At 62.8% G+C, this 14,025-nt stretch carries 13 protein-coding genes; 10 read left to right on the top strand and 3 right to left on the bottom strand.

Translation table 11 applies throughout. The annotated features are described in order from the left end of the window. Positions 1–137: 137 nt before the first annotated feature. On the top strand, positions 138–1,391 hold the full coding sequence (ispG, locus tag ACN9MO_RS17115) for a flavodoxin-dependent (E)-4-hydroxy-3-methylbut-2-enyl-diphosphate synthase (protein ID WP_057254876.1): 1,254 nt from the start codon (positions 138–140) through the stop codon (positions 1,389–1,391). Between the two features lie 126 nt (positions 1,392–1,517). Here the strand turns inward: ispG and hisC are convergent, their stop codons facing one another. Together hisC and ACN9MO_RS17105 are read right to left on the bottom strand one after the other, a co-directional pair. Further along, positions 1,518–2,573, bottom strand: a complete 1,056-nt coding sequence (gene hisC / locus ACN9MO_RS17110; protein ID WP_112995637.1) for a histidinol-phosphate transaminase — start codon at positions 2,571–2,573, stop codon at positions 1,518–1,520. A gap of 4 nt (positions 2,574–2,577) precedes the next feature. Then, positions 2,578–3,492 carry a polyprenyl synthetase family protein gene (locus ACN9MO_RS17105; protein WP_112995638.1) on the bottom strand — a complete coding sequence of 305 codons (915 nt, stop codon included), beginning with the start codon at positions 3,490–3,492 and terminating at the stop codon, positions 2,578–2,580. 145 nt (positions 3,493–3,637) lie between these two features. Here ACN9MO_RS17105 and mtgA point away from each other — a divergent pair, with 145 nt between their 5' ends. The 5 genes from mtgA (at position 3,638) to ACN9MO_RS17080 (ending at position 7,014) form a co-directional block, all read left to right on the top strand. Next, positions 3,638–4,411, top strand: a complete 774-nt coding sequence (gene mtgA / locus ACN9MO_RS17100) for a monofunctional biosynthetic peptidoglycan transglycosylase (RefSeq protein ID WP_112995639.1) — start codon at positions 3,638–3,640, stop codon at positions 4,409–4,411. Positions 4,412–4,515: 104 nt separating this feature from the next. After that, positions 4,516–5,250, top strand: coding sequence for a DUF1868 domain-containing protein (locus ACN9MO_RS17095; protein ID WP_058321665.1), 735 nt, complete (start codon positions 4,516–4,518; stop codon positions 5,248–5,250). Positions 5,251–5,271: 21 nt separating this feature from the next. Next, entirely contained in the window at positions 5,272–5,919 is a 648-nt protein-coding gene (locus ACN9MO_RS17090) for a glutathione S-transferase family protein (protein WP_057254880.1), read from the top strand. A 157-nt stretch (positions 5,920–6,076) separates the two neighbouring features. Then, positions 6,077–6,262, top strand: a complete 186-nt coding sequence (gene rpmF, locus ACN9MO_RS17085) for a 50S ribosomal protein L32 (RefSeq protein ID WP_057254881.1) — start codon at positions 6,077–6,079, stop codon at positions 6,260–6,262. 350 nt (positions 6,263–6,612) lie between these two features. Then, complete coding sequence (locus ACN9MO_RS17080) at positions 6,613–7,014, top strand: hypothetical protein (RefSeq protein WP_057254882.1); 402 nt, start codon at positions 6,613–6,615, stop codon at positions 7,012–7,014. 203 nt (positions 7,015–7,217) lie between these two features. On the opposite strand, the gene phaR is transcribed toward ACN9MO_RS17080, so the two are convergent. Beyond that, positions 7,218–7,796 carry a polyhydroxyalkanoate synthesis repressor PhaR gene (gene phaR, locus ACN9MO_RS17075; protein ID WP_057254883.1) on the bottom strand — a complete coding sequence of 193 codons (579 nt, stop codon included), beginning with the start codon at positions 7,794–7,796 and terminating at the stop codon, positions 7,218–7,220. Between the two features lie 224 nt (positions 7,797–8,020). Here phaR and ACN9MO_RS17070 point away from each other — a divergent pair, with 224 nt between their 5' ends. The 4 genes from ACN9MO_RS17070 (at position 8,021) to ACN9MO_RS17055 (ending at position 14,025) form a co-directional block, all read left to right on the top strand. Next, on the top strand, positions 8,021–9,202 hold the full coding sequence (locus ACN9MO_RS17070; RefSeq protein WP_058321666.1) for an acetyl-CoA C-acetyltransferase: 1,182 nt from the start codon (positions 8,021–8,023) through the stop codon (positions 9,200–9,202). A 13-nt stretch (positions 9,203–9,215) separates the two neighbouring features. Further along, positions 9,216–9,575, top strand: coding sequence for a hypothetical protein (locus tag ACN9MO_RS17065; protein ID WP_057254885.1), 360 nt, complete (start codon positions 9,216–9,218; stop codon positions 9,573–9,575). A 17-nt stretch (positions 9,576–9,592) separates the two neighbouring features. Continuing rightward, on the top strand, positions 9,593–10,318 hold the full coding sequence (locus ACN9MO_RS17060; RefSeq protein ID WP_058321668.1) for a beta-ketoacyl-ACP reductase: 726 nt from the start codon (positions 9,593–9,595) through the stop codon (positions 10,316–10,318). Between the two features lie 677 nt (positions 10,319–10,995). Then, positions 10,996–14,025, top strand: coding sequence for a helicase-related protein (locus ACN9MO_RS17055; protein WP_112995709.1), 3,030 nt, complete (start codon positions 10,996–10,998; stop codon positions 14,023–14,025).

The raw sequence follows: 14,025 nt of genomic DNA, 5'->3' as shown, positions 1-14,025 counted from the left end.
ACGGTGCTTTCCTCATCCACCTGATGGACGAAAAGCAAGAGCGGGACGGGCAGAAGTCCATGTGGTTTTCCGCCCGCATCCCGCGCTGAAACGATGAGACCAGGTCACTGGCGTGACCTGGGGACCAAGAGGCCTTCATGTCTGCCGCCTTCGATTTTGATCCGCAGCCCCGCCGCGCGTCCGTCGCCGTCGATGTCGGCGGGGTCATAGTGGGCGGTGGCGCGCCGGTGGTCGTCCAGTCGATGACCAACACCGATACCGCTGATATCGACGGAACGGTGGCCCAGGTGGCGGCCCTCCACAAGGCCGGCTCGGAACTGGTGCGCATCACCGTCGACCGCGACGAAAGTGCCGCCGCCGTGCCGAAGATCCGCGAGCGCCTCGAGCGCCTCGGTCTGGATGTGCCGCTCGTCGGCGACTTCCACTATATCGGCCACAAGCTGCTCGCCGATCATCCGGCCTGCGCCGAAGCGCTCGCCAAGTACCGCATCAACCCGGGCAATGTCGGCTTCAAGGACAAGAAGGACAAGCAGTTCGCCGAGATCGTCGAAATGGCGATCCGCTACGACAAGCCGGTGCGCATCGGCGTCAATTGGGGCTCGCTCGACCAGGAACTGCTGACGCGGCTGATGGACGAGAACCAGGCGAACGGCTTTCCGCTGACGGCCCAGCAGGTGACGCGCGAGACCATCGTGCAGTCGGCGCTCTTGTCGGCGGATCTCGCAGAAGAGATCGGCCTGCCACGCAACCGCATCATTCTCTCCGCCAAGGTTTCGGGTGTCCAGGACCTGATCGCCGTCTACGCCATGCTGTCGGCACGCTCCGACCATGCGCTGCATCTCGGGCTGACGGAAGCCGGCATGGGCACCAAGGGCATCGTCGCCTCCTCGGCCTCGCTCGGCATCCTGATGCAGCAGGGCATCGGCGACACGATCCGCATTTCGCTGACGCCGGAGCCCGGTGGCGACCGCACCCGCGAGGTGCAGGTGGCGCAGGAACTGCTACAGGTCATGGGCTTCCGCCAGTTCATTCCGGTGGTTGCAGCGTGTCCCGGCTGCGGGCGCACGACGTCCACCGTGTTCCAGGAGCTCGCGCAGAAGATCCAGGACGACATCCGCCGCAACATGCCGGTCTGGCGCGAGAAATATCCCGGTGTCGAAGGCCTGAAGGTCGCGGTGATGGGCTGCATCGTCAACGGCCCGGGCGAAAGCAAACATGCGGACATCGGCATCTCGCTTCCGGGCACCGGTGAAATGCCGGCCGCCCCAGTTTTCGTTGACGGCCAGAAGGCGATGACCCTGCGCGGCCCGAACATCGCCGCGGACTTCGAGACGCTGGTTTCCGATTATATCGAGAAGCGTTATGGCCGCGGCCAGGCGGCTGCCGAATAGGCGGTTTCTTCCGGGCAGTTCCAAGCGACGTACAAGGCTCCTGCCGCCCGGAAGCGCGCGGCTTGGGGCCTATCGCCGCGACGTCAGCCCGCTCTCAGGTGGAATCACTCGAAGCGGAAAGACGCTCTAGAGGATCTCGTCCAGCGCTTCGATCAGTCGCGCGCATTCCTGATCGGTGCCGATCGTGATGCGTAGGAAATCGGAAATGCGGGGCTTGGCGAAATGGCGGACCAGCACGGCCCGTTCGCGCAGCGCCTTCATCAATGCCTCGCCGTCATGGCCCGGATGCCGGGCGAACACAAAGTTGGCCTGAGATGGCAATACCTCGAAGCCGCGTTGAGCGAGGTCCGCCGCAAGCTGTTCGCGGGAGCCGATGATTTTTGCGCGCGTTTCCTCGAACCAGGTTTCGTCCTCGATCGCGGCGATGGCGCCTGCCTGCGCCGGACGGCCGAGCGGATAGGAGTTGAAGCTGTCCTTCACCCGCTCCAGCGCCTCGATCAGCGGCCGCTGGCCGATGGCGAAGCCGACACGAAGGCCTGCAAGCGCGCGCGACTTGGAGAAGGTCTGGACGACCAGCAGGTTCTCGTATTTCGAAACGAGTTCTGCTGCCGACTGGCCGCCGAAGTCGACATAGGCCTCGTCGATGACGACGGGCTGGTCCGGGTGGCTTGCGACGAGCCGCTCGATTTCGGCGAGCGGCAGGCCGATGCCGGTCGGAGCGTTCGGGTTCGGCAGGATGATCGCGCCGCAGGGGCGATCATAGTCGGCGATGTCGATCTCGAAGGCGTCGTTGAGCGGGACCTCGACCGTGTCGATCTCGAAAAGCCGAGCGTAGGTCGAATAGAAGCTGTAGGAAATATCCGGATAGAGCAGCGGAGAGTCGTGCTTCAGGAGGCCGGCGAAGATATGGGCCAGCACCTCGTCCGAGCCGTTGCCGACGAAGACTTCTTCCGCCGTCACGCCATAGCGCGCGGCGATCGCCTGGCGAAGCTTCAGCGCCAGCGGGTCGGGATAAAGGCGGAGATCGCTGCTTGCTGCAGCACCGATCGCGTCGAGCACGTTTTGCGAGGGACCGTAGGGGCATTCGTTGGTGTTGAGCTTCACCAGATTGGCGATGCGCGGCTGCTCGCCCGGGACGTAGGGCTTGAGCTTGGAGACGATCGGCGACCAGAATTTGCTCACGGGGCTAGTTCCTGCGGTTGGCGACGAAGCGGGCGGTATCGACGAGAATGGCAGAGCGCTCGCCATAGGGCGCGAGCAGGGCTTCGGCTTCTGCGACCAGTTGCTCCAGCCGCTCCTCTGCCCAGACCTGGCCGTGCAGCGCGACGAGCGTGCCTTTGCCGCGAGCGGCGTCCTTGCCGGTCGCCTTGCCCATGGTCTCTGCGTCAGCGGTGAGGTCGAGCAGGTCGTCGGCGAGCTGGAAGGCAAGGCCGATCTTTTCGCCGAAGTGGCGAAGCCGGGCGCGGTCGTTTTCCGATGCGCCGGCGACGATGGCGCCCGCTTCGCAGGCGAAGCGGATGAGGGCGCCGGTTTTCATGGCCTGCAGCGTCACGATGCCGGCCTCGTCGGGCGGCGACTTCTCTGCTGCCAGATCGAGCGCCTGTCCGCCAGCCATGCCGCCGTGGCCGGCGGCGCGTCCGAGCGCCAGGATCAGCTCCACTTTCTGGCCGTCCGTCAACAGCGTTTCGGGGGCCGCGATGATGTCGAAGGCGAAGGTCAGCAGGCTGTCGCCGGCGAGGATCGCGGTTGCCTCGTCGAAGGCCCTGTGCACCGTCGGCTGGCCGCGCCTGATATCGTCGTCATCCATCGCCGGCAGGTCGTCATGGACGAGGGAATAGCAATGTACGCATTCGAGTGCCGCGCCGACGCGCAAGGATGCATCGAGGCCGCCGCCGAGAAGATCCGCACATTCGATCACCAGGAAGGGGCGCAGACGCTTGCCGCCGTTCAGCACGCCGTGCCGCATGGCCGCGAGCAGGTTTGTCGGTCGCGTGATCTCGTCGACCGCCGTCGCCGAGCCGAGCAGGCGCTCGAGCAGAGCTTCGACGGCGCGGGCATTGCCGGTGAGGCGGCGGGTGAAGGGCGATGTGTCCTGGCTCATGCGCGCTCTTTGGCACGGGCGAAGAGGGCTTTCAACGGGGATTCGTGTCGCAGCGGCGCGCTTTCCCTGGGACAGCCGCCTGGGCGCCTTGCCTTTTACCAGAAAGCCCGTTCAACTTTGCCGGACCATACACTAAGAGAAGCGGATGGACAGCGAGGTGAACAGTCAGGCCGTGAACGTCGTTCCGGAAGCGCGCGAGGAGGGCGAAGTGCCTTCCAGTCGCTGGTCGTCGCTTCGCCGGACGTTGCGCACGAAACGCCGCCAGATCATCCTGGCTGTCCTGGGTTTCGTTGCCCTGCCCTATGTGCTGATCGTTCTCTATCTCTTCGAGTTCGTCCACCCGGTCTCCACCTTGATGCTGCGCGATCTCGTTCTACTTCGCGGCTACGACCGCCAATGGGTCGATTTCGAAAACATCTCGCCGGTGCTCGTCCAATCGGTGATGATGTCAGAGGACGGTCAGTTCTGCGCCCATGACGGCGTCGACTGGGGCCAGATGCGCGGCGTGGTCGAGGATGCGCTTGAAGGGGAATCGACCCGTGGCGCCAGCACCATCCCGATGCAGACCGTCAAGAACCTCTACCTCTGGAACGGCCGCTCCTTCCTGCGCAAGGGCATGGAGCTGCCGCTGGCGGTCGCTGCCGATTTCGTCTGGAGCAAGCGGCGGATGATGGAGATCTATTTGAACGTCGCCGAATGGGGTGATGGGATCTACGGTATCGAGGCGGCGGCCCGCCACCATTTCGGCGTTTCCGCGGCGAAGCTCTCGCGCCGGCAGGCCGCACTGCTTGCGGTTTCGCTGCCCAACCCGAAAGAGCGCAATGCCGGCAAACCCGGCCGTGGGCTCAAGCGTCTGGCGAATTTGATCGAGCGTCGCGCCAGCCGCTCCGGCGGCTACATCACCTGCCTTTATGATTGAGATCAGACCTTTTCATTGGATGCGGTTGCCGGGGGATGTCATCCTGGCTTCGTAGAGTTCTGCCATCTGGGCCCTCTCTCCATTCAAAAGGCCCGATCGCTCCCATGACCTCGATTTCCCCTTCGCTTCTCGCCTTTGGCCGCAACGCGGACACCATTCCGCCGAAGCATCTCGGAACCCGCTACGCCACGGACGGCCGCTTCCTGCGTGAGCCGGGCAACACGGTCGTCTCCCACGTCACCGCCGGATCGCCGTCCGAGACGGCCGTGCTTGCCGTGCGCGAGCGTCTGATGGCGATGCCCGAGGCGGGGCAGTTCGCCTTCACGCATCCGTCCAGCCTGCACATGACGATCTTCCAGGGCATCATCGAATATCGTCGCAGGCTACCCTATTGGCCCGTCGATATGGCGCTCGATACACCGATCGATGTGATGACCGAACACTACTGTGCGCGGCTGAGGCACTTTGCGCCGTTGCAGCCCTTCCGTGCCCGCGTGACCGAGATCACGCCAACCGGTCTCGCGCTTGAAGGCGACAGCGTCGCCGATCGGGCTTGCCTCAAGGCCTGGCGCGATGCTTTCGCCGAAGTCTTCGGCTATCGCCATCCTGATCATGACGACTATGCGTTTCACATCACCTTCGCCTATGTCATCGACTGGCTCGATGACGCGGCACTGCCGCGCTGGCAGGAAATGTTGAGCGAACAACTCGCCTGCCTCAGGGAGCGGGCGCCCGTGATCGAGCTCGATCCGCCGGCCTTCTGCTCGTTCGAGGACATGAACCATTTCGAGGAACTGATCGTTTTCTCGGACAGATCAGCAATCACGGCCAGCAATTAAGGCCAGCATCAAGGAATGTAGATGACCGGACTTACCCTTTACGTCGGCAACAAGAACTATTCGTCCTGGTCGATGCGGCCCTGGATGGCGATGACCGCCGCGGGCATCGCCTTCGAGGACGTGGTCATTCCCTTCGATTTCGCGGCCGGCAATCCTGATATCCGCGCGATCTCGCCGACCGGAAAGGTGCCGCTGCTGCGCCACGGCGATCTGCTCGTCTGGGAATCGCTGGCGATCATCGAATATGTCGCCGAGCTCTTTCCCGACGCCGGGCTTTGGCCGTCCGATCGCCAGGCCCGCGCCCGGGCCCGCAGCTATTCCATGGAGATGCTCTCCGGTTTCAGGGCGCTGCGCGGTGCCTGCCCGATGAACATCCGCCGGGAGAGGCGGGCGCTTCAGGTGGATGCCGACGTTCGCGCTGATGTCGTGCGCATCGAGCAGATCTGGAAGGAGGCGCTTGCCCACTCCGGCGGGCCGTTCCTCTTCGGATCCTTCAGCGCGGCCGATGCAATGTACGCGCCTGTGGTCAACCGCTTCGACGTCTACGATCTCGTTGCGGATCAAGAAACGCTCGGCTACATGCAACGGGTGAAGGCACATTTCGCTTTCCGGAAGTGGGAAGAGGCTGCCCGCGCCGAGCCGTGGGTCGTTCCCGATGACGAGGTCTGAATCGGCGCCGCCAGATCTTGAGTCGAAAAATTGCGGCTGGGGACTGGTCAAACAGCAGTTGCCCATGTATAAGCGCGCCAAATTTCCGTGATTGACATCTGTTTAACACGGCCATTTCGGCTGCTGAACAGTGTTTGCCCGATAAGTGGAGAATGAAATGGCTGTACCTAAAAGAAAAACGAGCCCGTCCAAGCGTGGCATGCGCCGTTCCGCTGACGCTCTCAAGACGCCGACCTACGTCGAAGACAAGAACTCCGGCGAACTGCGTCGCCCGCACCACATCGACCTGAAGACCGGCATGTACCGTGGCCGTCAGGTTCTGACCCCGAAGGAAAACGCATAAGCGTTTCCGTTCGTGGAATGGTTCAAAGGGCTGGCTCTGCCGGCCCTTTTGTTTTGCGTCTGACATTTTCTCGCTTGGACCCTGTGTTATCCGCAGGAGCTAGAGCATCACGCGCCAAGGTGAAGTCACTGGAAGCGGAGAGATGCTCTAGACCCTAAGTGCTGGAGCGTCCTTGGTGCGTTCATGCGAACGCACAGCGCTCTACAGCGCCGCGCGTCTTATCAGACGCGCAAACGTCGCTGTAGCACTTTGAATTGCTGCATGTTTTTGTCCTTTAACCGGCTACGATTAAAGGAAACATGCAGTAGGCCTGAAGACGCCGCAAGACGCGGCAAAGGAGTTCGTGCCCGATGCTCGCTGCCGTTCCGCTGCTGATCCTGCCGTTCGTTGTCTACAATCTCGCGATGATCGGAATGTTCGGCGGTATTGCCGGCTTGAACGCCGAGATGCTGTCGCTGTCCATGCTGTCGGGCGCGACCTGGACGATGCGCTTCGGCGACCTCCTGATCGTCGTCGCACTGCTGTTGCTCTTCGTCGAATTGCTGAAGGCGACCCGCACGAGCACGCGTGCGCTGATGGATCACCTGTTGTCGATGATTCTGTTCATCGCCTTCCTGATCGAATTCCTGCTGCTGGCGCCGGCGGCAACCCAGCTCTTCTTCATCCTGATGACGATCAGCTTCATCGACGTCATCGCCGGCTTCGCCGTCTCGATGCGCTCGGCCGGACGGGACGTGTCGATCGGCCTTTAAAGCCTGTCGCGCAAAAGTGCGCAGCGGTTTTGCGACAACGACATGCGAAATATCAAGAACTTAAAGCGCAAGGCGCGAATCTGAAAGATCGCGACGCGCTTTAGGTCACGATCGATCCCGGGGCGTTGGCCCAATTCAAAACATGGTTTGCTGGACGGGAATTGGGCGGGTGACTCACACCCGCCTTTGCAAGGAGAATGCGCTCAGCCGAGATTGTCGAGCTTGGTCTGGAGCGCGCGAAGCTGTTCCTTGAGCTCGTCGATATCCTTGGCTTCGGCCTTCTTGGTTTCCTTCACCGGCGGGGCGGTGATGAAGGGCGAGAACATCTGCATCGCCTGATGGAACATCTCGGTATTGCGGCGGACCTGCTCTTCGACAAGTTGCAGCGGAACCTGCAGGTTCTTGCCGAGCGGCGTGTCACCGAAGGCCTTGTTGATCTGCTCGCGCATCTGCGACTGCTGCTCGGTGAAAGCCTGCATCGAATGCTCGAGATAGCTCGGCACCACCATCTGCATCTGATCGCCGTAGAACGAGATCAGCTGGCGCAGGAAGGAGATCGGCAGCAGCGTGTTGCCGGTCTTGGACTCCTGCTCGAAGATGATCTGCGTCAGCACGGAATGGGTGATGTCCTCTCCGGACTTTGCGTCCTGGACGATGAAATCGTCGCCCTTCTTCACCATGACAGCCAGGTCGTCGAGCGTGACATAGGTGCTGGTCCCGGTGTTGTAGAGCCGCCGGTTCGCATATTTTTTTATAACGATCTGGCCTTCGTGCTTCGCCATCAGGGTCTCCTCTCACCCATCATCCCGTCTTTATTGCGTTTTTCAGAGTATCCGCAAAAGAGCGCCGCTGACAATGTCTTTGTGCGTTGCGGCGACGCAAGTGCGAAATCTTGCGGTTGCGTCTTGGGTGACGGTTTTGTGGCACCGCATCAAGGCGTTTGACTTGCGCCGCGCGCTTTGCCAGTCTGCTTCCATTAGGCAAGAAAGATCTGAGGAAACGTCCCATGAGCAATCCCTCCATCGTGATCGCCAGCGCCGCCCGTACCGCGGTCGGATCCTTCAACGGTGCATTCGCCAACACACCGGCGCACGAACTCGGCGCCGCCGTCATCAAGGGCGTGCTCGAGCGCGCAGGCGTCGAGGCAGGCGAGGTCGACGAGGTGATCCTCGGCCAGGTCCTGCAGGCCGGCGAGGGCCAGAACCCGGCGCGCCAGGCGGCGATGAAGGCGGGTCTTCCGCAGGAGAAAACCGCCTGGGGCATGAACCAGCTCTGCGGTTCCGGTCTTCGTGCCGTGGCGCTCGGCATGCAGCAGATCGCAACCGGTGATGCGGATATCATCGTCGCCGGCGGCATGGAGTCCATGTCGATGGCGCCGCATTGCTCGCATCTTCGCGGCGGCGTGAAGATGGGCGATTTCAAGATGATCGACACGATGATCAAGGACGGTCTGACCGACGCCTTCTACGGCTATCACATGGGCATCACCGCCGAAAACGTCGCCCGCCAGTGGCAGCTCAGCCGTGAAGAGCAGGACGCCTTCGCGCTCGCCTCGCAGAACAAGGCCGAAGCGGCCCAGAAGGCCGGGCGGTTCGCCGACGAGATCATTCCCTTCATCGTCAAAGGCCGCAAGGGCGACGTCACCGTCGACCAGGACGAATATATCCGCCATGGCGCAACGCTCGACCAGATGACGAAGCTGCGTCCGGCCTTCGACAAGGAAGGCACGGTCACCGCCGGCAACGCCTCTGGCCTCAATGACGGCGCCGCGGCCACTCTGCTGATGACCGAAGCGCAGGCTTCCAAGCGCGGCATCCAGCCGCTCGCCCGTATCGTTTCCTGGGCAACGGCCGGCGTCGATCCGCAGGTCATGGGCACCGGCCCGATCCCGGCTTCGCGCAAGGCGTTGGCGAAAGCCGGCTGGGCGATCGGCGACGTCGAACTGGTCGAGGCCAACGAGGCTTTCGCGGCACAGGCATGCGCGGTCAACAAGGACCTCGGCTGGGATCCGTCGATCGTCAACGTCAATGGCGGCGCGATCGCCATCGGCCATCCGATCGGCGCTTCCGGCGCCCGCGTGCTCAACACGCTGCTCTTCGAAATGAAGCGCCGCGGCGTTTCCAAGGGGCTTGCAACGCTCTGCATCGGCGGCGGCATGGGCGTCGCCATGTGCGTCGAACGGCTCTAATCGGTTTGGCGGCATGAACAGCGCCAGGTGGGTTCCGTTTTCCCTTCTTCTGGCCGGTTCGCCGATCGTTTCCGCACATGCCAATCCCGCGCCTCTCGACGAGGCGCGGTTGGTTCAGTGCATGCTGGAACATACGACCTCGGACGACGAGGCCGTTTTCAAGGACATGATGGTTGCGGCCCCGAACGATGACAGTGGCGCTTTGAAAGCGTCGCTCGTTCAGCTCTCCAGTCTGATGATGAACCTCGCGCTCACCAAGTGCGAGGTGGGTATGTCAATGCTCGCGACGCCTCAGTTCCAGGCTGCCGCCGAGCTCTACGGACGACAGGTCGGCGAAAAGCTGATGAAGAAGGCCTTTGAGAAACTGAACTGATCAAGTGGGAGGCGTGCATGAGCAGGGTAGCATTGGTCACAGGTGGGTCGCGCGGCATCGGCGCGGCAATCTCCATCGCACTCAAGAATGCCGGCTACAAGGTGGCCGCAAACTATGCCGGCAATGACGAAAAGGCTGAGGCCTTCAAGCAGGAAACCGGCATCCCGGTCTACAAGTGGGATGTTTCCAGCTATCAGTCCTGCGCCGAAGGCATCGCCAAGGTCGAGGCGGATCTCGGCCCGGTCGAAGTGCTGGTCAACAATGCGGGCATCACCCGCGACGCGATGTTCCACAAGATGACGCCCGAGCAATGGGGCGAGGTGGTCGGCACCAACCTCACCGGTCTCTTCAACATGACGCATCCGATCTGGTCCGCCATGCGCGACCGCGGTTTCGGCCGCGTCATCAACATCTCGTCGATCAACGGCCAGAAGGGCCAGATGGGCCAGGCCAACTATTCGGCGGCCAAGGCCGGTGATCTCGGCTTCACCAAGGCGCTCGCCCAGGAAGGTGCGGCGAAGGGGATCACGGTCAACGCCATCTGCCCGGGTTATATCGGCACGGAAATGGTGCGGGCGGTGCCGGAGAAGGTGCTGAACGAGCGGATCATCCCGCAGATCCCGGTTGGCCGCCTCGGCGAGCCGGAAGAAATCGCCCGCTGCGTTGTGTTCCTGGCCTCCGACGACGCCGGCTTCATCACCGGCTCGACGATTTCGGCGAATGGCGGACAGTTCTTCGTCTGACCTTTTGATCTCATCATTGCTTTTGAACGGCGCCCTTCGGGGCGCCGTTTTTGTGTAGGGCGGAGAGAAGAAACGGCTGTTCCCCCGGCATTTGGACCCGAAGCTGCGCCCGTGATTCTGTTGCCGGCGCGCGGCGCAGACACTATATCTTGTGGAGAACAAAAGCGGAATGATGCGCGTATCACGAGTCGCCATCGGATCCTCCCGTATTGGTCGAGGGTGCTCGGTGCGATTCTCATTCTCTCTGCCCAGCGAATCTGCGATGAATTTCGTTAAAAATTTTCTAGGCTTTCCAGAGTCTTGGATTCGGAATCCTTTGACCTGTCTGGCAATGGGACAGCCAGAATTGAGGCGAGTCGTGGGCTCTAACACAAGCGCGCGGCGTCAGATTCAGCATGTGGTGCAACGTTCGGTGTTGAAATCTATATGTAGTCGTGAACATACAGTGAATCGCGATGAGTCTTCGATTCGTCGCCGATTCGTTCCATGGCTGTTCCTGTTCTCGATTGCGCCAACCACAACAGGTGGTGCAATGGGCTGGGAGACGCCGAACATGGTTTTAGTTGTCGGCGCCCCTTGCGTTTGGCTCGGTGCGTGGGCATGTGTTTGCCGCCAGCGTGAAAAGACGCTGTCGTAATTTCTGAATGCCCGGGATCGATGACGTGTCCGTTCACCCCATGATCCTGAGCGGCCGCGGCGTAACCGCGGTGCTCGGGCCAACCAATACCGGCAAGACGCACTACGCGATCGAGCGCATGATCGCGCATGATAGCGGCGTCATAGGCCTGCCGCTGCGCCTCCTGGCGCGCGAGGTCTATACGCGCCTGGTCGAAAGGGTCGGCCATCACAATGTCGCGCTGATCACTGGCGAGGAGAAGATCACTCCGCATCGCGCCCGCTATTCGGTCTGCACCGTCGAAGCGATGCCGCGCGAGACGACCGCGTCCTTCGTGGCGATCGACGAAGTGCAGCTTGCCGGCGATCTCGAGCGCGGTCACATCTTCACCGACCGGATCCTGCATCTGAGGGGGCGTGGCGAGACGCTGCTTCTGGGGGCTGCAACGATGCGGCCGATCCTGGAGCACCTCCTGCCCGGCATTACCGTCGTCGAGCGGCCGCGCATGTCGCAACTGCTCTATGCCGGTTCGAAGAAAATCACCCGCCTGCCGCATCGCTCGGCGATCGTCGCCTTCTCGGCCGACGAAGTCTATGCGATCGCCGAACTGATCCGTCGCCAGCGCGGCGGTGCCGCCGTCGTGCTCGGCGCGCTTTCGCCGCGCACGCGCAATGCGCAGGTGGCGCTCTATCAGGAAGGCGACGTCGAATATATGGTGGCGACCGACGCGATCGGCATGGGTCTCAACCTCGACGTCGATCACGTCGCCTTCGCGCAGGACCGCAAGTTCGACGGCTACCAGTTTCGCAACCTGAACCCGGCGGAACTGGCGCAGGTCGCCGGGCGCGCCGGGCGACATCTGCGTGACGGAACGTTCGGCGTCACGGGTCGCGTCGATCCTTTCGACAACGAGCTCGTCCATCGCATCGAGTCGCACGAGTTCGATGCGGTCAAGGTGCTGCAATGGCGCTCGAAGGCGTTCGACTATTCCTCGCTTACCGCCTTGAAGAAGAGCCTCGATGCCGCGCCGAAAGTTCCCGGCCTTGCCCGGGCGCTACCTGCGGTAGACCAGCAGGCGTTCGAGCATCTGGCCCGCTACCCGGAGGTCGTCGACATTACGACCAATGCCGAGCGCGTCGAAAAACTATGGGAAGCCTGCGCGCTGCCGGACTATCGGCGCATCACGCCCGCCCAGCACGCCGATCTGATCTCGACGATCTACGCGGATCTCGTTCGCCGGGGTACGGTGAACGAGGACTTCATGGCCGAACAGGTCAGGCGTGCCGATCACACCGACGGTGAGATCGACACACTTTCGGCGCGAATCGCGCAGATCAGAACCTGGACCTATGTGTCGAACCGGCCGGGATGGCTGGCCGATCCGACACACTGGCAAGAAAAGACGCGGGAAATTGAAGATCGATTATCCGACGCACTACATGAACGGTTGACGAAACGCTTTGTTGATCGCAGGACATCTGTGCTCATGAAGCGCCTGAGAGAGAATGCTATGCTGGAAGCTGAAATCAGTGTGAATGGTGATGTCTTCGTCGAAGGACACCACGTAGGACAACTAACCGGTTTCCGGTTTACGCTGGCGACCGGCGGCGACGGCCCGGATGCCAAGGCCGTGCAGGGCGCTGCCCAGAAGGCGCTGGCGCTCGAGTTCGAGGCGCGGGCCGCACGTCTGCACGCCTCGGGCAACAACGACCTGGCGCTTTCGTCGGATGGTCTCGTGCGCTGGCTCGGCGATCCCGTCGCCCGTCTGGCAGCGAGCGACCATGTCATGCGTCCGCGCGTCATCCTGCTTGCCGACGATCAGCTGCAGGCGAACGCCCGCGAGCATGTCGTGGCGCGCATCGAGCGTTTCGTGAACCATCACATCGGTACGGTGCTGAAGCCGCTCGACGATATCTCGCGCGCTGAAGACCTCGAAGGCCTCGCCAAGGGCCTTGCCTTCCAGCTCGTCGAGAACCTCGGCGTGCTCTTCCGCCGCGATGTCGCCGACGACGTGAAGTCGCTGGACCAGGACGGTCGCGCGTCGATCCGCAAATACGGCGTTCGCTTCGGCGCCTACCACATCTTCCTTCCGGCGCTCTTGAAGCCGGCTCCGGCCGAGCTGATCACGCTGCTCTGGGCGCTGAAGAACGACGGCCTCGACAAGCCCGGCTATGGCGACCTCATCCCGATGCTCGCTGCCGGCCGTACGTCGGTCGTCACCGATCCGTCCTTCGAGCGCACCTTCTACAAGCTTGCCGGCTTCCGCTTCCTCGGAAAGCGCGCCGTGCGCATCGACATCCTCGAGCGCCTGGCCGATCTCATCCGGCCGCTGCTGCAGTGGAAGCCCGGCGCGCAGCCGCGTCCTGAAGGCGCCTATGACGGCCGTCGTTTCACCGCCACCACCTCGATGCTTTCGATCCTCGGCGCAACGCCTGATGATATGGAAGAGATCCTGAAGGGCCTTGGCTATCGGGCCGACAGCGTCAAGGCCGAGGAGGCTGCGGCCTTCCTCGCCAGCCAGGACGGTGCGCCCGCCTCTGCTGCCGCCGCCTCCGAGCCGGTTGCCGCCGTCGATGACGCGGACGCTGCTGACAGCGCGACGGATGCCGAGACCGCAGCCATTGAGGCACCTGCCGCCGAGGCCGAGAACGCTGAGGGCAAAGTCGCCACCAGCGACGTGCAACCAGCCGAAGCTCAAGTCGCCGAGACCGGAGAACCGGTCGAAGCCAAGCCCGTGCTGCTGTGGCGTCCCGGCACCCGCCAGGATAACCAGCGCCAGGGCGGCGGTCGCCACCAGGGCGACCAGCGTCGCGGCGGCCAGCGCCATGGACATGGCCAAGGCCAAGGCCAGGGCGAGGGACGTGAGGGCGGACGCAAGGGCGGCCAGCCGGTGCGCGGCAAGCGCCATGACGGCGGCAAGTCGGAAGGCGGTCCGCGCCAGGACCGTGGTGACCGCCATGATCGCCACGACCGCGGCGGCAAGCCCGGCCAGGGCAAGTTCGAGGCGCGCCCGCCGCGTCGCGAGAAGCCGGTGGATCCGGATTCGCCCTTCGCCAAGCTCGCGGCGCTCAAGGAGCAGATGAAGAAGTAA

The sequence above is a fragment of the Ensifer sp. R-19 genome (assembly GCF_049905105.1).
Taxonomy (GTDB): domain Bacteria; phylum Pseudomonadota; class Alphaproteobacteria; order Rhizobiales; family Rhizobiaceae; genus Ensifer.
The sequence above is the reverse complement of the archived record's forward strand: the minus strand, read 5'-3'. Positions and strand labels throughout refer to the sequence as shown.